Raw genomic sequence first — 17,408 nt, 5'->3', positions numbered from 1 at the left:
GGGTGGGGGGGGGGGGGGGGCTGGTGGGGCGCGAGCTGATGGGACGGGAGCTGGAACTACGGGAGTGGGGACTACGCGGAACAGCGGTACTACGGAAGCTCGGACGGCGGAAGCTTGGGGGGCGGAAACGCTACAGGCGGGGCATGCGCTGCGTCGCGCTTCGGGGCTGACCGGGTGGGTGAGACGTGGGTATGTGCGGGTGCTGGTGTTCACGTTGCGGTGGCGGTGGGGCACGCGGCTGCTGAGTGTGGGGTTGGTGGGGGCGATGGCGTGGGTGTTCATCGCCAAGGTGCCGCGCAGCAGCTGGGGCAACTGGGGCGATCGGCGCACCACGGTGAACGTGTCGCTGTCGTTCCCGCGCGGGAGTGATCCGGTCACGCTCGATGCGGGCATGCGCGACTTCGAGCGGCTCGCGGTGGGCACGCCGGGCGTGGAGCAGGTGCGGGCGCAGGGCGGCGGCACGGGCGCATCGCTGGTGGTGCGCTTCACCCGCGAGGGTGGGCGCACGGCGGCGCCGCTCACGCTGTACGAGCAGCTCACGCAGCGCGGCGTGCTGCTGGGTGGCGCGAGTGTCGGCGTGTACGGCGAGGGGCTGAGCTTCTCGAACGGCGGCGGTGGTGGCGGCTTCGCGACCTTCCGCATTCAGGTGAAGGGCTTTTCGTACGCGGGAGTGGAAGCGCTGGCGCTCGACGTGAAAAAACGGCTCGAACGCATCACACGCGTGCGCGATGTGCGCATCACCAGCGGTGGCTGGTTCGGCAATCAGCGCAGCTCGCTCATCACGCTCGAACCCGATCGTGTGAAGCTGTCGCGGGTGGGGCTCACCACCGCCAACTTCACCGCGGCGCTGGCGCGCGAGATTCGCGGGCAGGTGGGGGCACAGCGCCTCGAGATTGGCGGCGAGGAATTGCCAGTCACGGTGAAGGACGCCGGCGCCGCCAGCCGCGAGCTCGCCGCGCTCGAACAGGCGATCATGGTGTCGCCCGCAGGCACGCCGGTGCGCCTCGCCGATGTGGCCACCATTTCCGAACGCGAGGCCCTCGGCAGTGTGGAGCGCGAAGACCAGCAATACATCCGGCAGGTGAGCTACGACTTCCGCGGCCCCAACAAGCTGGCGCAGCGTACGCACCAATCGTTCATGCGGTCACTCTCCGCACCCGCCGGTTACACCTTCGTGGACCTCACCGAGCAGTTCTTCGGAGAGGACGACGAAAGCGCGAAGGGGCTGTGGCTCGTCTTCGCGCTCGGCATCGTGCTCGTTGTGCTCACCGTGGCACTGGTGTTCGACAGCGTGTGGGGAGCAGTGATGGTGCTGCTCTCGCTGCCCATCGCCCTTACCGGTGTGGTGGCCGCTTTCTGGGCCACGGATACCGCGTTCACGCGCGAAGCCGCCGTGGGCGTGATCCTCGTGGTGGGGCTCGCCGTGAATCAGGCCATTCTGCTGGTGGATGCCGCGCTCGAAGCCCGTCGTCGCACCGGCACCGTTCGCTCCGCTGCCGTGATGCGTGCGGCGCTCGATCGTGCGGGGATGATCGTCGTGGTCACGCTCGCCGCGCTGGCATCCCTCGCGCCGCTCAGTCTTGGCACCGACGCCGACTCCCTGTTTGGCGGCATCGCCCTGGCCACCGCTGGCGGCACGGTGGCCGGCACCTTGGGCGTGTTGCTTCTCATGCCGGCCGTTCTGAGCAGCGGCCGGCGCGTTATGGCACCACCAGCGACACCGTCGTGACCGGGCGCGCATTGCGGTTGCTACCCACCACCACCGTCACGGAACGCTCCGCCAGCGGCAACCCCGTCACCGGGGTGAGCACGCGGCACACGAAGCTCGGCCCCTCCAACGGAGAAAAAATGGAGGGCATGTTGAGCGCCACCTCGAAAGCCCCCGTCGCGGTCGCGTCGGTAGTGAAGCCGACGGGATCATTGCTGGCCCCCACGCACGACACGCCCACTTCCACGTTGGGCACCGGCGTGCCGTTGGCCCGGGTTACCGTGCCGCGCAAGGTGGCGTAGAGAAAGCCGGAGTTGTCGGTGGTGCCGGTCAGCGACGTGCAGCCGGCGAGCAGGACAAGCGGGATGTGGCGAAGGGTGCGGCGCATGGGCATGTCTACCAATCCGTGGGTTTGTAATCCTTGAGAAACTTGCCCCATACATGGGTGCCGGTGTTGATCCCGTCGATGATGGGGTCCACGATGCGCGCCGCACCGTCCACGATGTCGAGCGGCGGATGGAAGCGATGCTCCTCCACCTTGCGCGCGGCAATATGCACCGGGTCCTCATCCGTCACCCAGCCGGTATCCACGGCGTTCATGTGAATGCCGTCGGTTTCGTAGTCGGCCGCACTGGTGCGCGTCATCATGTTGAGCGCCGCCTTGGCCATGTTGGTGTGCGGGTGGCGCGTCGTCTTGAACTTGCGGTAGAACTGCCCTTCCACGGCGCTCACGTTCACGATGTGCTTGTCGCGGTTGGCGGTGCGCAGCATGAGCGGCTTGAGACGCGCGTTCAGCAGAAACGGCGCAATGGCGTTCACCAGCTGCACTTCCAGCAGTTCCACACTGGGCACCTCGTGCATGAGCAGCCGCCACGAATTGCGCTCGCGCAGATCCACCTGTTGCAGGTCCTGGTCGAGCCGCCCCTCGGGGAAGAGCTGTGATTGGTCCTGATACTCTTCGGCCAGCAGCGCCACCTGCGACAGCTCCGCCGCATGCGTGATGCCCGCCACCTCGGCCAGCGCGCGCGGCAGCGTGGCCGGCGTGACCATCTCCTCCTCGCGCGACACGCCCGCTTCGGGGAGCAGGTGATAGCCGCGCACGCCCTCGTACGCGCCCAGCAGCTTGCGGGCCTGCTCAGGCATATCGCCGAGCGACGCGCGCTCGAGATCCATCATGTGCTTGTAGAAGTCGGGCGGGCGCCGCACCGTCTGACAGGCATTGTTCACGATGAAGTCGAGACGGTCGTGCGTCTCCATCAGGTGATGGCAGAACGCTTCAACGCTGGGCGTGTGACGCAAGTCGAGCCCGTAGATCTCGAGCCGGTGCTTCCACTGCTCGAAGTCGGGCTCCGCTGCGTAGCGCTGCGCCGAGTCGCGCGGGAAGCGCGTGGTGACGATGAGATGGGCACCGGCACGCAGCAGTTTGATGCCCGCCTGGTAGCCGATCTTCACACGACCACCGGTGAGCAGCGCCGTGCGCCCGCTCAGATCGGCCAGCTCGGTGCGCTTGCGGTAGTTGAACTCCGCGCAGGTGGGACAGAGCTGGTCGTAGAAGTGATGGAGCACCGTGTACTGCTGCTTGCACACGTAGCAGTGCTGTGGCTCCAGCGCCTCGGTGAAGTCCGGCTCGTTTACCGTGATCTGCTCGTCGTTTCCCGGCGGCAGATAGTTGGGGGTGGTGAACACCGTTTGCCGGCGCAGCTTGCGGATGCCGGTTTCCTGCAGCTGGTTCTCCGCCTCTTGCAGCTTGACCGTACGCTCGGCCTTCTTCTGGCGCTTGGTAGCCTTCACCATCTGGCGGCGCAGGATGGCATCCGGGCGCGAGACTTCGCCCGCCGCCTTGAGCAGGCGCGTGCGCTCGGCGTCAGGGATGTCGAGCAGGTTTGCCCGGTCGGCCGCGAGCTTTTCAAGCAGCGCGGTGGCGGCAGCGATCTGCTCGGCCGAGATGGAATCAGCCGAAGACGATTCGACCGTGGCAGTCTGAGGCAGTGGAGTTTCCGACATAGCCTCGAAAGATAACGACCCCGAGTCCGGAATCATATTTGTGATGCTCGAGCTTCGGCGCCACGCTTCGACACCCGCCGGCGCAATCGAAGAAGCGAGCTACCGGCGTGATTTGCCTTCACTCACCGCGAACGTGCCATCGGGCCACCGGTACTCGACTCCCTCCTTGAGCATGATGAACACCGCGTTCCGGCTGCCGACGGCAGCCACCGGTCCGCCATAACAATCGACGTAGTTCATCTGCTCGATGTGTTCCGGTCGTACGGACGACAGAATCGTCAGCACCACGGGAGACACAGCATTTCTTGGGAGGCCGGGAAGTGCCCGATTCACCATCCGCGGATCAGGCACGAAGGTTTTTGGAACCTGCACGCCGTTGATCCACACCTCCCGGATCACACCGCAACTGCTTCCTGGTCCGGACATGCTGGTGATCATGTACGGTCGCAGTTGCACCATCGCGTCGAGTGCGTTCCGAATTCGGCGCTTACTGCCGACGATGGCGTCGGAATCGAGGAAGTACGCCTGCCTCCTGAGGCTTTCGCGCGCTCTGACTTCCACCGTGCCCAGCGTCTGTATCGATGGCGTCAGGGCAATCTGAAGATTGAGCGTATCGTTCGGCGAAAGCTGCAGAGGGCTGTCGACCGGTTGGAAGCCGAGCTTTCGGACAACGATTTCCACCGTGGGTGACTCCCCGGTGAACGACCCCGTCCACACTCCCGCGCGTCCGGTGCGGCCGCTGGCCGAGATGCGGTTGGCGCTGCGAACCAACACCTCCGTGTCGGCGAGCGCATTACCGGCAGTGTCGGTGACATTCACCCGGAGTGTAAAGGTCGGCTGCGCCCCTTGTGCCTGGGCCTCATTGGCGGCCCAGGCCATCATCGTTGCTGCCAGCGTGATCGATTGCAATACGAAACGAATAATGTTGAGCATTTACCGACTCGCGCGATGGTTGGGGTCAGTACTCCGCCTCGAACGCCAGTCCCTGCTTCTTGGGGAGCAGCCAGTAGTACCAATGCTTCTCCCGGTCCCACCCTTCGGCCTGGGCATTCTCCTCCCCCCACACGCACCGCCCACTCGGGAAGGTCGCGTTCCGGAAGCGCGTGTCGAGCTCCAGCAGATCGGCCCACTGATCGTCGTGTTCCCCGATCACGCGCAGCTTGTGGCGCATGTCGAGGTCGTTGAGGTAATCGTCGAAAGTGAGTTCGTAGCCGCGCTCCACTTCGGTCACCGTGCGGGACCACTGAGCGAGCCATTCGTCGCGTTCGTGCATTGGAGGCGGTCGGAGTTTCGGCGGACCGGCGAACGGATGCGTCAGCTGCGCGGGCGGCGCCGCGCCTGCCGCTCGAAGTACGCTTCGCCGTCGTTGGGCTTGAAGAAGGTGCGGATGATGCTGTCGGCGTCGAAGGCCACGAAGGCCCCCGTGGCCCGGTCGAACTTGGCAATCACGCCGTCGGTGGGGCGCTGCAGCTCCCGCACCGTGGCCGACGGCGGGGCGGCCCGCAGCGCCTGGGCCAGCGAGAGATACGCATCGGCGTTCGGGGCGTTGAACTCGGCGCCATGCTTGTCGAAGTGCTCATCGAGCCGCTGGCGATTGCGGAACCCGATGGCGCTGCGCGGGGGAGGAGGCGCCGCTGGGGCCGAGGCCCCGGGGGCGGCAGCGGGTGCCTCCACGGCGGGCGACGCGGCAGCGGGCGCGGCCGAAACGGCGCCGGGGCCCTGTGACTTGCGCGGGCCGCAGAGCAGCCACGTGCCCGCCACGAGGCACAGGAAGGCAAAGAAGAAGGAGCGGAATGCGCGGCTCATGCCACATATTGCCCTCATGAGCATCGTGACGGAACTGCTGTCCCTGCTCGAGCTGGAGAAGCTCGAGGTGAACATCTACCGCGGCCAGAACCGGGACCTGGGCACCGGCCGGGTCTTTGGCGGCCAGGTCTTTGCGCAGGCGCTGGTGGCGGCGCGCCGCACCGTGGATGAACCCCGCGAGGCGCACTCGGTGCACGGCTACTTCCTGCGCCCCGGCGACCTCAAGGCCCCCATCGTGTATTTCGTGGATCGCCCGCGTGACGGGGGCACCTTCACCAGCCGCCGCGTTACGGCCATCCAGCATGGGGAGGCCATCTTCCAGCTCTCGGCCTCGTTTCACATCGAAGAGCCCGGGCTGGATCATCAGGTCACCATGCCGCAGGTGCGCGACCCCGACAGCATCAAGCCGGAGCTCGAACAGGTGCGGGAGCATGCGGCCGTGCTGCCGCCCGAGCTGCGCACGGTGCTCACGCAAGACCGGCCCATCGACTTCCGGTCGCCGCAGAGTCACCTGCCCGGTGGCTCCGCCGCGGGTGAGCCGGAGCGATACGTGTGGTTTCGCGTGATCGATGCGCTGCCCGACGACCCCATCATTCATCAGGCCATTCTCGCGTACGCGTCGGACTACGGCTTTCTCCCTACGGCGCTGCGTCCGCATGGGGTGCGCTACGGTGACCCGCGGCTCTTCCTGGCCTCGCTCGATCACACGCTCTGGATGCACCGTGCGTTCCGCGCCGACGAGTGGCTGCTGTACGTGATGGACAGCCCCAACGCCTTCGGTTCGCGCGGCTTCGTGCGCGGGCAGGTGTTCACGCGCAGCGGCCAGTTGGTGGCGAGCGTGGCGCAGGAAGGGCTGCTGCGGCTCAAGAAATAGGGAGCCGTTGCCCGGACGCCTCTAGCGCGCCCGCACGAATGCCACAATGCGGTCGCGCACCATGGCGGTCTGGCCCGGTGCGACGATACGGCCGGCAATCACGTGCCCGTCTTCGCCGTTGGTGGGTGTCACCAGCACCTGTTCCACCGGCGCGCGCGTTTTCGTGGCCAGTCGGTCCAGCCAGTCGCGCGTGCGGACGGCGCTTACCACCTCGTCACCCTCGTGGAAGAACACGACGGTGGGCACATCGTACCCGTCGAGCGACCGGTCGCGCGTGTACTCCACCAGCGCCTGCATGGGGAAGAGCGCCGTGCTGGGGTACTTCATGGTCCAGAAGCGACGCTGCTCGTCGTTGCGCGCGGTCCATTCCCGCTGCGGAATCAAGCGCGGCAGCAGCACCTTCGCCCACGGGAGCGTGAGCAGCGCCGCGTTGGGGTCCTTGGGACCGAAGTTGGGAGAGATGAGCACCAGCGTGGCCAAACCACGGCGGGCGTCCGGTGGCAGGGTGGCGAGCCAGACGCCGAGGGTGCCACCGGTGCTGGTGCCGATGACCAGAACCGAATCACCGAGGCGGCGGCCGATCTCGAGGGCCTCGGTGGCGTCGGCCAGCCAATCGCGCGCGGCGACCAGCCCCAGGGAGTCGCCGGGAAGCCCGTGCCCCCGCAGACGCGTCTCGAAAAGGTTGGCGCCCAGCGCGTCCGCCACGAGTTCCGCGACCGGTGCGGTTTCCTGTCGCGTCGCCGAGAACCCGTGTAGGTACACGACGCTCCAGCCGGTCGTCGCCGGTGCGTCGACGTTGGCGAACCGTACACGCTTGGCCACAGCGGTATCGAACACGCCGGCCTTCGCTTCGCGCTGCTGCAGCCACGCGGGCAACGCCGCCAGGTCGCCGGGAATGCCACCCCGGACCACGGCCGCATCGGGCTCGACCACGCGCGGGCGCGGGCCGGCGAGGAGCACGACCATGATCAGGGCGGCGGCGACCAGAGGCCACCGCCGCGGGGACCGGGCAGACGACATGCCGGAAATCTATGGCCGCTGCGGCGAAACGGTGGGGCGCATGGCCAGCGCCGGTTGCAATGCGGCGTCGATGGCGGCGCGGGCGGCGGGGAGCGCACCATGGATGTTCCCCGCCGTCTTCCATCGCACCACGCCGGCCCGGTCGATAAGCAGCGTTTCGGGCACCCCCACCACGCCGTACCGCGCCTGAATGGTACCGGCAGGGTCATGGACCACCGAAAAGCCCAGTCGCTCGGCCTGGGCAAAGCGTTGCACCTTCGCGGGGCCTCCCTGATCCACACTCACCGCCACCACCCGCAGCCCCGACGGGCGGTAGCGCTCGAAGAGCGCCTGCAGATCGGCCATCTCCTCCTTGCACGACGTGCACCAGGTGGCCCAGATGTTCACCAGCGTCACCTGACCGTTCGCGGCCAGCTGCACCGTGTCGCCCACACCGGCTCCGGTCAGCACGGCACCCGCGTAGGCCGGCGCCGCGTCGCCCACGGCCAACGGACGGAAGCGATCGCTGCTGGTACGCTCGGCCACGGCCGCGCCGCCGATCACGCCACGGCGCACCAGCACCTGCGAGTTGCCCACCCGCGGCAGCGGCATCACCGCCTTGGGATCACGCATGTTGGGACGTGCCTTCGCGGCGGCCTGTGCCGCATCGGGCGCCTGCTCGCTCCACGCCACGGTGACGGCGTTTCCGGTGGGCGACACCATGAGCACCGGGAAGGCCGCGGCGCGGCCGCTCTCGCTGACCGGCACGGCGTCGGCAAAGCTGCCGCCGCCATTGCTCGACACCCGCATTACCACCTGCGGTACCCGGCGCGTGCCGTCGTCCCAGGTCGCCACCACCGACTGGCCACGCACCGCCAGCTGCACGTGGGCCGGCTGCGACGCGTCGGCCACTCCCAGCGGCTGGGCCGGCGCAAAGGTTTGCGCGCCATCGCGCGACTGCGAGTAGAACACGCCCGCCGCGCCCGGCTTGCCCGTCCACCAGGCCGCGTGCAACGCCCCGGCACTGTCGACGGCCAGCGAGGGGCCGGCATGCGGACAGCCGTCGAACACCCAATCGTCGTGATGCACCCGCACGGGCGTGCCCCAGCTGCGCCCGTTGTCATCGCTGCGGGCCACCACGATATCGCGAATGGTACGGCGTGCTGCGCCGTCGCCATGTGCGGCGTGCGGGTTGTCGCCCGCACCTGCACCCGCACCCGGTGGGGCACCGGTCGTACCGGCCGATCCGTCGGCGGGCGCCGCGCTGTCGGTCATGACCGCGCGCCACGCGAGATACACGCGCCCGCTCTGGTCGGCGGCGATGGCGGTGCGACAGCAGGGACAGGCTTCGGTGAGTGGCGCACCGCCAGGCACCACGCGCACGTTGGGCGCCCACGTTACGCCACCATCGGTGCTGTGCGTGGCGTACACCGCCGACTTGCCATGACGGCCGTCGAGCCACGCCACGTGAAACGTGCCGTCGGGCGCGCCATGCAACGCGTGGAAGTTGTGCGAGCCGAAGTCCGTATCGAGCCCCTCGGCGAGCGCCTTGGTGGTATCGTCGGTCACGGTTACGGGCGCACTCCAGCTGTTGCCGCCGTCATCGCTGCGCACGAAGCGCAGGGCACTGGCCGGGAAGCGGCGCCCCGGCACCAGCTTGCCCACCACGTACAGCGCACCAAGCGTGAGCCCCCCATCCTTGCGGGTCACCCAGGCCAGCTTGGGCGGCGCCTCGCCGTGCGGCTCGATGGGCCCCAGTACGTCGGTGAGTTCGCGCATGAGGCCGTCACCCGGCGGGGCGCCGTCGCGCGTGACGAGCACGTGCAGGCGTCCGTCGGTACCCCCGTTGGGCGCCGACACCCACGCGGTGGCATGCCGTCCGTCGGGGGCGAGGGCGAGAATGGGCGCCGCGCCCACATTCGACACCGCCGACAGCTCGTGCGTGCTGTCGAAGCGCACGACGGCCGCCGATACGGTGCTCGCGGTGGTGTCGCGGTCGTTGTCCGCCCGATTGCCCGCATCACCGGCGCAGGCCACGCTGCACGCGATCGTACCGGCGGCAAGGATGCGCGGCACGGTCGTGAATCGCACCGGTTGCGGTTGCAGCTGTCCCATGTCACCGTCCTCCAGTGGAGAGCGTCATGCCGGCGTTGACGACACGCCCGGCACCGGGGAAGTAGAAGCGGCCATTCCCGGCGTTGGTGGCCAGCGCCGCGACGTAGCGGCGATCAAACAGATTCTCGACGTTCACGAACAGCGACGCACGCGAGGCACCAGTGCGGGCACCGCGCGTTTCGGGGAGCGCGTACGTCACGGTGGCGTGGGCCAGCGCGTAGGCCGGCACGGCGCCGAAGGCCACCGGAACGGTCAACGGTGCCTGCCCGGGGCGGGTGACCTGCGTAAACACCGTGCCGTTCACCGTGTTGGCGTTATCCACGTAGGTGCGTCCCTGTGCCTCGCCCCACAGTGTCACGTCGAGCCCGCGCGCCGGCCGCAGGCGGAACTCCGCGGCGGCACGCTGCTGCGGCACGCCGGGAATGAGCTTGCCGGCATAGTCGGCGGGCACCGACTGACCACGCGCGTTGATCTCGGTGCCGGTGAACTGCGTCATGACGTAGCGCGCGTAGGTGTACGACGTGACGACGTCCAGCCAGGGGGCCACCAGCGTGGTGGCGCTGAGCTCGAAGCCGGTGCGTCGCGTGCGTCCCACGTTCTCGAAGATGGTGCGCGGAAACTGCACGCCGGGAATGACCACGGTGCGGGAGAGGAACTCCCCCGTCACGTTCGTGCGATACACGGCCACATCCAGCAGCACACGACTGGCTATCAGGGCCTTGGCGCCCACCTCGTAATTGATGAGCGACGAGGGGCGCAGGTCGGTGTTGAGCCCGCGGATGGTGTCGGGGCTGGCGGTGAGCTCGCTGTTGGTGGGCACTTCAAAGCCACGGGCTACGCTCGTGTACACACTCACCCCCGGCTTCACTTCGTACCGCAACGCCACCCGGGGCGAGACCTGATCGAACGACTGCGTGACCGACTGCGTGGGTCGAATGCGATCCTCGATATCGTACGTCACGCGGTCATAGCGCGCCCCGGCGGTGAGCGTGGCACGCCCGCGGGTGATGTCGGCGCTGGTGTAGGTGCCCAATCCCGGCAGCACGATGTACTGGTTGGTGCAGGGCACCGACACGATGTTGCGCACGCGGTCGTTCACGCATGGTGTCGCGCGTCCTTGCGTACCGCCCACGTTGGTCCACTGCCGCGACTCGCCGTACCACCGGTCCACATCGAGCCCGGTGTTGAGACGTACGGCCACATCCCCGGGGGCGGTGAACCCCACGGCATGGCGCAGCCCGCCCTGTACGCGATGCGTGTTCTGGTCCACCACGCGGAAGATAGGATGGTCGATGGTGCGCGCGGTGCCGAAGGCGAAGGCCTCCACGGTGCCGAAGCGGCTGCCAAGTCCCTGCGAGGCGCGCAGGCCGAAGCGCCAGCGCTGTTCGCGTCGCCCGTAGGCCCCGGTCACGTTGAGCGGGTCGGCGGCCCAGGGCTCGTTGCGCCAGCTGCCGTCGGTCAGCGCACCGGGGATCTGCATGTCGAGATCGCTGTAGGACACATCGAGCCCTACGCGTGTGGCGTGCGGCGCGGCCGCCGGGGCTCCGTCCACCTGCCGCGTGTAGTTGAGGCGCAGGTTGGCGCGGTTCATGTCGTTGCGCCCCTGTACACGGATGCCGTCGAGGCGTGTGCCACTGGCCTGCAGGTACGCGTCGAACGCGCCACGCGCGCCACCGGCCGAGAGATCGACCTTGCGCAGGTTCACGCTGTCGAAGCCGAAGCCGCCGCCGGTCATGCGCACGGAGACCCCCTGCAGTTCGCGACCGCTGCGCGTGATGACGTTCACCACGCCGCCCGACGCGGTTCCGCCGTACATGGCGCTGCCCGGGCCGCGCACGATTTCAATGGAACGCGCGGCGCCCAGGTCGAGCTGGTCGAGCCGGGTCTGTCCGTCAGGCTCCGTAATGGGCACACCGTCGAGCAGGATCCCCACGCCGCGTACGCCGAAACCGCCGCGCGCGCCACTGCCGCGAATGGACAGGCGCACGTCGTCGCCGCCGAAGAGATTGCCGGCAATGACGCCAGGCACGGTGCGCAGCGCTTCGGTGAGCGAGACCTGACTGGTGCGGGCCAGGGTAGTGGTATCAACCACCGACACCGACACCGGCAGCTTGCGCAGCTCGCGCGAATCACGGGTGGCGGTGGTGACCACGGGGTTGAGTGCGCGAGCGCGGGCCGCAGAATCGGCAACGGCGCGTTCGGCGCGCGTGGCCTGGGCGCGCGCGATAGCGGGAATGAGCGACACGAGCGCCGCCGTGCTCACACACGAAAATGTGCGGGCACCACGAACGCCCCGTGCCGTAAAGGACGGGAGCAGCATGGATTGTGGGATGTACGGGATGATCGGAGGCCCGGCGCGGCGAGCAACTGCTCGCGCGCACGGCGCAGGTCACGAACAGGCGTGTGCCGAGTGACCGCCCCGGAATGCACACGGGGCGGCGGGAGCACTCAGGCGCCGATCACCGGCGGGGGAGCGGTCGCGAAGGGCAGGACATAGTCGGCCCACTCGGCCACCACGGCGTGGGCGGTCCGGCCAGGCTGCATGGCGGTGGTGCGCACCAGCGCCACCAGCGCAAACGTGTCTGGAGCACGCAGCGCAGGTGGCGTGGCGGCGCAACAGTGCCCAATGCAGTGGCACTCGCCGTCACCCGACGGATGGTGGTGGGAGGACTCCGGCGCGTCGGGGGAGGTCTCCGCCACATGCCCGGTATGCTGGACATGTCCGGCGGCATGCCCGGTCGCATGACCCAGATGATCGCCCCCGATCGCGGGGGCGGCTACGGCGTCCGCCCCATCGAACGCCGCTACGGCACGATTGCCGGTGGCGCAGGCATGGAAAAGCCCGGCGTCGCTCTGCACGAGCGACAGCCACACGCCCATGAAGAGGGCGAGAAACCGGGCCGTCCGGGACTTCCGCATGAAAAAAAGCTAATACCTCAGACCGCGTCCGACAGGCTGGTGAAGTTGAAGTCGCGCACCTTGATGGGCGGCATGGCCACACCCGGGCCGCCTTCTCCGCCGGCGGTACGCACCGCCTTGCCCACGCCTTCGAGGTTGTTGAGCATGAACAGCGGGGAGTCGTTGAAGCGGAAGTTCTTGATGCTGCGCGCGATCTTGCCGTTCTCGATGAGGAAGGTGCCGTCGCGCGTGAGCCCGGTATACATGAGCGTGCGCGGGTCGAGCGGGCGCAGGTACCAGAGCCGCGTGACCAGAATGCCGCGGGTGGTGCCGGCAATGAGCGATTCGAGCGAATCGGGGCCGTCGGCCATGCGCAGCCCCGCGCTGCCACCCGTGGGTGTCTTCCCCTGCCGGTTGGCCCAGTAGCGATTGTAGGCCAACTGGTTGAGCACCCCGTTTCTCACCCAGGTCTGCCGGGAGAGCGGCAGCCCCTCGGCATCGAAGGGGGACGCCAGAATGAGCGGGTCGGCGGGATCGGAGTAGAGCGTGACGCGCTCGTCGAGAATCTTCTCGCCCAGCTTCGTACCGCCCGGCTTGGCGAAGGCAGACCGTCCCTCGTCGGCGGCGCGCGCCTGAAAGGCGTTGCCCATGAGCCCCACCAGATTCGCGGTGGCTTCCGGTTCGAAGATCACCGTGTAGCGGCCGGGCTCGATGGCCACCGGGCTCCGCGACCGGCGGGCCTTCTCGATGGCGCGGTCAGCCACGCTCTGGAAGTCGAGCTTCGCCCAATCGGTGTCCTCGGCCCCCACCCAGCCACTGCCGGTTCCGTCGTTGGTGCGCGCGGTGAGCGTGTAGTTGGCGGTGGTGCCGCGATGATACGCGAAGAGTCCGGCGTTCGTGCCAATGGCGCTGGCGCTGGCGTTGCAGATGATGAAGCCGGCCACGGTGAGCTCCTTGCCCGCGCGCGCTGGCGCCAGCGCGCTGAGCGCCGCCCGCGCGCGCCCTTCGGCGGTCAGCTCGGCGGTGGCGTCGCTCCACGCGCTCACCGGCGTGTACTGCTGGCCGCCGAGCTCCCCCAGATACTCCGGGTCTTCCGGCGCGAGACGCGCGATGGCCTCCGACTGCTGCACCGCGCGTCGCAGCCCTTCGTCGCTGCGGTCATTGGTTACCACGCTCGCCCGTCGCTTGCCGAAGACACTCTGCACGCGAATGGTGGTGTTGGTGGTCACGCCGCTGGTGGACATTTGGTTGTCGGCGAAGCGCAGGTTGGTTTCGCGGCTGCTGTTCACGCTCACGCGCACGGCGTCGGCCGTGCTGAGCTTCACCGTGCGCTCCACCAATGCCTGTGCCTCCTCACGGGAGAGCACACCGGTGGGCGCCGCGGCGCGACCGATGTGGAACAGCGACTTCGGCGCGTCGTCGTGGATGAAGGTGCTCACAGCGCGCGCCCCGTGTTGATGATATTCGCGTTCTTGAAGCGGGCCGGCGGACAGCCGTGGCTCACCGCGTTGCTCTGGCCGGGTTGCCCCTTGCCGTCGTTGAAGGTGCCGCCGAACATGTAGCTCTTCTTGCCACCCAGCATGTCGAGGGTGTTCCAGAAGTCCGGCGTGCGCATCTGGTAGGCGGCGTCCTTCACCTGACCCACGATCTTGCCCTTGCGAATCTCATAGCAGAGCTGGGCGCCGAACTGCGCGTTGTAGCGCTGCTGGTCAATGGAGTAGCTGGCGCGGCCGATCATGGCGATCCCCTTGTCCGTCGCGGCGATGAGATCGTCCCAGTCAAGGTCCTTGTCCCCCGGCTGCAGCGACACGTTGGGCATACGCAGGAACGCCACGTCCGCCCAGCTCTGCGCGTACGAGCAGCCGTGCGACCGCACGGGCTTGCCGGTCTTCGCGTAGTACTCACGCAACCACGGCGCCTGCTCGCGGTTGGTCTGGTAATCCACGAAGATGCCGTCCTTGATGATGGGGAAGTCCTCCGGCACCACGCCGTCGTCGTCGTAGCCGATGGTGGCCAGTGCACCCACCTCGCTGCGGTTGCCGATTACCTGCATGATGGGCGAGCCGAACTTGAGCGAGCCCAGCACCTTCTCCGGCGGCGCCACGAACGACGTGCCGGCGTAGTTGGCCTCGTAGCCCATCGCCCGATCGAGCTCGGTGGCGTGCGCCACCGATTCGTGAATCGTGAGGAACAGCTGCGACGGGTGCAGAATGAGATCGTAACGCCCCGGCTCCACCGGCTTGGCGGTGAGCTTTTCGGCCGCTTCGGCCGCCCACACCCTGGCGTTGGTCACGATGTCGGCTTCGAGCACGTACTCCCAGCCGCGCCCCGCGGGCTGCACCACTTCGGGGCCGCGCACCGCAGTGCCACTGCGATCAGGGGCCACGGCGGTGCAGCTCATGGTGACCCAGCTGCGCACGTAGTCCTGCGTGGTGACGGTGCCGTCGGTGTTGGCGTAGTTGCGCTCCTCCTTCACGAACGACAGGCCGCTGTTCACGAAGCGCACCGTGGGCACGGTGAGCGCCGCGGCATTGGCGCGCAGCAGCAGGTCGGCCTTCTCCTCGATGGCAATGGTGAACGGGTCGATGGTGTAGGCCGATCGCCACGTCTTGTCCACCTGCGCCGGGGCAGGGGCGAGCTCCACCCGCCGGTCGCGTGCCAATCGGTTGGCCTTGGCAATGGCCACGGCTTCCTGCGCGGCGAGCCCTACGCCGGTCTTGCTCAGCTCCTGCGTGGCCGCAAAGCCCCAGCAGCCATCGACCAATACGCGCACGCCGCACCCCATGGTGTCGGCATCCACCACATCGGTGACCTGCTTTTCGCGGGTCTGCACGCTGTTGTTGCGGTTGCGCGAAATGCGCACATCGGCCCAGCTCGCTCCGGCGCGCTTGGCGGCGTCGAGCGCCTCCATCATGAGCTCGCGCGTGGCCGCGTCGGTGTACAGCGCCGGCAGGCGGGGCGGGGCAGGAACGGCCTCGAGGAGGCGGGGACCGACGGCGAGGGCGCCAAGCGCCGCGCCGCCGGTGGCAAGGAAATCACGGCGGGAGGTCATGACCAATAGTATGGGCAGGGCGGGCGGAGCGTTGAGGTGAGCGACGGGGTTCGCTTGGCTGGTGGGGCGGGCGTGGGCGCTCGCTCTTCCGGCGGGGGGCGGGGGCTGAAGGCACGCCCGTTCAGGGTCGAGGGTCGTGCGTTCAGTGTCCTGTGTGGGTGTGTGGGCCACGCAACCACCCACAGCCCTCTACTTACAACCCTCGACGTTGAACGGGCGCGCTGTCAGTGGAACACGCGGAGCCGACCACCGGCGCCCGGGTCTTCTCTCTCACAACTCTCGCCGCATCCGCTCACACGGAATCACCACGCCATCCGGCAATACCACCTCCACCTTCTCCAGCGTCTCGAACCCCAGCGTACGATAGAGCGGTACGCCCGGCAGTGTCCCCATCAGTTCCAGCGACCGAAAGCCGGCGCCTTTCGCCTCGGCGGCGCAGTGCTCGAAGATCCGGCGCGCCATGCCGCGGCGCGCAAAATCAGGATGCACGAAGAACGCCCGAATGCGGGCCGGCACGGAGGCCGGATCGACCGGCGCGTCGACGGCCTGCTGGTCGGCCTTGTGCTGATCACCGCCGAACAGCGTTTGCCGCCCACTCCAGCCACCGCAGGCCGCGCGCACGCCGTCCACTTCGATCACGAAATACGTGCCGTCGTCCACCAGCCGCGAGTCCACGCCGAACATGTGGCGCAGCGCACTCTCAATCTGCTGCGCGTCGTAGTAGCCGGGGGCCAGGCCGCGCACACTGGTGTCGATGAGCGCGTTCAGCGGCGCGATGTCGTCTCGTGTGGCCCGTCGCAGAGTGATCTGCTCTCCCGCCTCGGCCAAGCCGCTTCAGCCCCCGATGGCACGCGCAAGAATGGCGGGATCGATGTTGCCACCCGTGACCACCACGAGCGTCGTGCGCCCGCGCGTGTCCAGCTTGCCATGCAGCAGCGCCGCCAGCGCCGCCGCCCCACCGGGCTCCACCACCAGCTTGAGCTCACGCACGGCGAAGGCAATGGCGGCCAGCACTTCGGCGTCGGTCACCCGCAGGCCGCGCCCCACCCGCGGCTGGTTGATGCTGAAGGTGAACTCACCCGGGATATCGGTGACGATGGCATCGCAGATGGAACGCTTGCCCGGTTCGTTCCCCACGCGATGCCCCAGCTCGAGCGACCGTGCGGTATCGTCGAACTCGGCCGGCTCGCACGGGTGCACCACCGTGCCCGGCGACACCGCCTCGGCGGCCAGTGCACACCCCGCCGTGAGCCCGCCGCCGCCGCAGCACACGAGCAGCGCATCGGGCGAGAGGCCGAGCTCCTGTGCCTGCTCCAGTGCTTCCAGCCCCAGCGTGCCCTGACCGGCCACGATGTGGGGGTCCTCGAACGGCGGCACCACGATGGAGCCGCGTTCGGTGGCAATGGCGCCACCAATGGCCACACGATCTTCGGTGTAGCGGTCGTAGAGCACCACCTCGGCGCCAAAGGCGCGCGTACGCTCGATCTTGAGCGCCGGGGCATCCTTGGGCATTACGATGACCGAGCGCATGCCCAGCAGCGTGGCGCTGTAGGCTACGGCCTGCGCGTGATTGCCGGAGCTGTAGGCCACCACTCCTCGCTCGCGTTCCTCAGGGGAAAGCTGCAGCAGGCGGTTGAGCGCCCCGCGCAACTTGAACGAGCCGGTGTGCTGCAGCACCTCGGCCTTGAGGAGCACCGGCCCGCCGGCCACGGCGTCGAGCGCGGGGGATCGCAGCAGCGGGGTGACGGCGGCGTGCGGGGCAATGCGCGCCTGCGCCGCGCGAATGTCGGCGATGGTCGGGGCGACGAGCGTGGTGGTCATGCGCGGAAGATACCGCGGGGGAGGCGCCGCCGCCCTCGGCGGCGCGGAACTGCGTAAAGGGTTATGGGTTGCCACCTGACTGCACGGCGCCATGCGGGGACTCCTCTCGCCGTAAAGTTGGGTGGCAACTC

15 protein-coding genes are annotated in these 17,408 nt (G+C 68.3%); 2 read left to right on the top strand and 13 right to left on the bottom strand.

Going from position 1 to position 17,408, the window contains the following annotated elements:
* Positions 1 to 64 precede the first annotated feature (64 nt).
* On the top strand, positions 65 to 1,729 hold the full coding sequence (locus LW840_RS12575; RefSeq protein ID WP_291277090.1) for an efflux RND transporter permease subunit: 1,665 nt from the start codon (positions 65 to 67) through the stop codon (positions 1,727 to 1,729).
* Here the strand turns inward: LW840_RS12575 and LW840_RS12570 are convergent.
* From LW840_RS12570 to LW840_RS12550, 5 genes are all read right to left on the bottom strand, one after another.
* Positions 1,701 to 2,096, bottom strand: coding sequence for a hypothetical protein (locus LW840_RS12570; RefSeq protein WP_291273807.1), 396 nt, complete (start codon positions 2,094 to 2,096; stop codon positions 1,701 to 1,703). The genes LW840_RS12575 and LW840_RS12570 overlap by 29 nt on opposite strands.
* Positions 2,097 to 2,104: 8 nt before the next feature.
* A complete protein-coding gene (locus LW840_RS12565; protein ID WP_291277089.1) occupies positions 2,105 to 3,712 on the bottom strand; it encodes an SDR family NAD(P)-dependent oxidoreductase in 1,608 nt (535 codons plus the stop codon).
* A gap of 99 nt (positions 3,713 to 3,811) precedes the next feature.
* Positions 3,812 to 4,645 (bottom strand): hypothetical protein, encoded by an 834-nt coding sequence (locus LW840_RS12560; protein WP_291268469.1) that lies wholly within the window; start codon positions 4,643 to 4,645, stop codon positions 3,812 to 3,814.
* A 25-nt stretch (positions 4,646 to 4,670) separates the two neighbouring features.
* A complete protein-coding gene (locus LW840_RS12555) occupies positions 4,671 to 4,985 on the bottom strand; it encodes a hypothetical protein (protein ID WP_291262349.1) in 315 nt (104 codons plus the stop codon).
* Positions 4,986 to 5,026: 41 nt separating this feature from the next.
* Positions 5,027 to 5,518, bottom strand: coding sequence for a hypothetical protein (locus LW840_RS12550; protein ID WP_291277088.1), 492 nt, complete (start codon positions 5,516 to 5,518; stop codon positions 5,027 to 5,029).
* 16 nt (positions 5,519 to 5,534) lie between these two features.
* Between LW840_RS12550 and LW840_RS12545 the strand changes: the two genes are divergently transcribed.
* Positions 5,535 to 6,392, top strand: coding sequence for an acyl-CoA thioesterase II (locus LW840_RS12545; RefSeq protein WP_291262347.1), 858 nt, complete (start codon positions 5,535 to 5,537; stop codon positions 6,390 to 6,392).
* Between the two features lie 21 nt (positions 6,393 to 6,413).
* On the opposite strand, the gene LW840_RS12540 is transcribed toward LW840_RS12545, so the two are convergent.
* From LW840_RS12540 to LW840_RS12505, 8 genes are all read right to left on the bottom strand, one after another.
* Positions 6,414 to 7,412: an alpha/beta fold hydrolase gene (locus LW840_RS12540; RefSeq protein WP_291268471.1), complete on the bottom strand. Its 999-nt coding sequence runs from the start codon at positions 7,410 to 7,412 to the stop codon at positions 6,414 to 6,416.
* 9 nt (positions 7,413 to 7,421) lie between these two features.
* Positions 7,422 to 9,506 carry a redoxin domain-containing protein gene (locus tag LW840_RS12535; protein WP_291277087.1) on the bottom strand — a complete coding sequence of 695 codons (2,085 nt, stop codon included), beginning with the start codon at positions 9,504 to 9,506 and terminating at the stop codon, positions 7,422 to 7,424.
* Position 9,507: 1 nt separating this feature from the next.
* Positions 9,508 to 11,769, bottom strand: coding sequence for a TonB-dependent receptor (locus LW840_RS12530; RefSeq protein ID WP_291277086.1), 2,262 nt, complete (start codon positions 11,767 to 11,769; stop codon positions 9,508 to 9,510).
* A 185-nt stretch (positions 11,770 to 11,954) separates the two neighbouring features.
* The gene (locus tag LW840_RS12525; RefSeq protein ID WP_291277085.1) at positions 11,955 to 12,425 is read right to left on the bottom strand and encodes a hypothetical protein; all 471 of its coding nucleotides are present in this window, start codon (positions 12,423 to 12,425) and stop codon (positions 11,955 to 11,957) included.
* 17 nt (positions 12,426 to 12,442) lie between these two features.
* Complete coding sequence (locus LW840_RS12520; protein WP_291277084.1) at positions 12,443 to 13,843, bottom strand: TldD/PmbA family protein; 1,401 nt, start codon at positions 13,841 to 13,843, stop codon at positions 12,443 to 12,445.
* The gene (locus LW840_RS12515; RefSeq protein ID WP_291277083.1) at positions 13,840 to 15,456 is read right to left on the bottom strand and encodes a TldD/PmbA family protein; all 1,617 of its coding nucleotides are present in this window, start codon (positions 15,454 to 15,456) and stop codon (positions 13,840 to 13,842) included. The genes LW840_RS12520 and LW840_RS12515 overlap by 4 nt, the downstream gene beginning before the upstream one ends.
* Positions 15,457 to 15,726: 270 nt before the next feature.
* Complete coding sequence (locus tag LW840_RS12510) at positions 15,727 to 16,284, bottom strand: GNAT family N-acetyltransferase (protein ID WP_291268477.1); 558 nt, start codon at positions 16,282 to 16,284, stop codon at positions 15,727 to 15,729.
* Positions 16,285 to 16,290: 6 nt separating this feature from the next.
* Complete coding sequence (locus LW840_RS12505) at positions 16,291 to 17,277, bottom strand: threonine/serine dehydratase (RefSeq protein WP_291268478.1); 987 nt, start codon at positions 17,275 to 17,277, stop codon at positions 16,291 to 16,293.
* Between the last annotated feature and the right edge of the window lie 131 nt (positions 17,278 to 17,408).

Source organism: Gemmatimonas sp. (genome assembly GCF_021298855.1).
GTDB lineage: Bacteria > Gemmatimonadota > Gemmatimonadetes > Gemmatimonadales > Gemmatimonadaceae > Gemmatimonas.
This window is presented reverse-complemented; position numbering and strand designations above follow the sequence as displayed.

Bases quoted from the DNA above. Each gene is read 5' to 3' on its own strand.
- LW840_RS12565 (WP_291277089.1), bottom strand. From the start codon at position 3,712: ATGTCGGAAACTCCACTGCCTCAGACTGCCACGGTCGAATCGTCTTCG.
- LW840_RS12535 (WP_291277087.1), bottom strand. From the start codon at position 9,506: ATGGGACAGCTGCAACCGCAACCGGTGCGATTCACGACCGTGCCGCGC.
- LW840_RS12505 (WP_291268478.1), bottom strand. From the start codon at position 17,277: ATGACCACCACGCTCGTCGCCCCGACCATCGCCGACATTCGCGCGGCG.
- LW840_RS12560 (WP_291268469.1), bottom strand. From the start codon at position 4,645: ATGCTCAACATTATTCGTTTCGTATTGCAATCGATCACGCTGGCAGCA.
- LW840_RS12555 (WP_291262349.1), bottom strand. From the start codon at position 4,985: ATGCACGAACGCGACGAATGGCTCGCTCAGTGGTCCCGCACGGTGACC.
- LW840_RS12545 (WP_291262347.1), top strand. From the start codon at position 5,535: ATGAGCATCGTGACGGAACTGCTGTCCCTGCTCGAGCTGGAGAAGCTC.
- LW840_RS12540 (WP_291268471.1), bottom strand. From the start codon at position 7,412: ATGTCGTCTGCCCGGTCCCCGCGGCGGTGGCCTCTGGTCGCCGCCGCC.
- LW840_RS12515 (WP_291277083.1), bottom strand. From the start codon at position 15,456: ATGACCTCCCGCCGTGATTTCCTTGCCACCGGCGGCGCGGCGCTTGGC.
- LW840_RS12525 (WP_291277085.1), bottom strand. From the start codon at position 12,425: ATGCGGAAGTCCCGGACGGCCCGGTTTCTCGCCCTCTTCATGGGCGTG.
- LW840_RS12570 (WP_291273807.1), bottom strand. From the start codon at position 2,096: ATGCGCCGCACCCTTCGCCACATCCCGCTTGTCCTGCTCGCCGGCTGC.
- LW840_RS12550 (WP_291277088.1), bottom strand. From the start codon at position 5,518: ATGAGCCGCGCATTCCGCTCCTTCTTCTTTGCCTTCCTGTGCCTCGTG.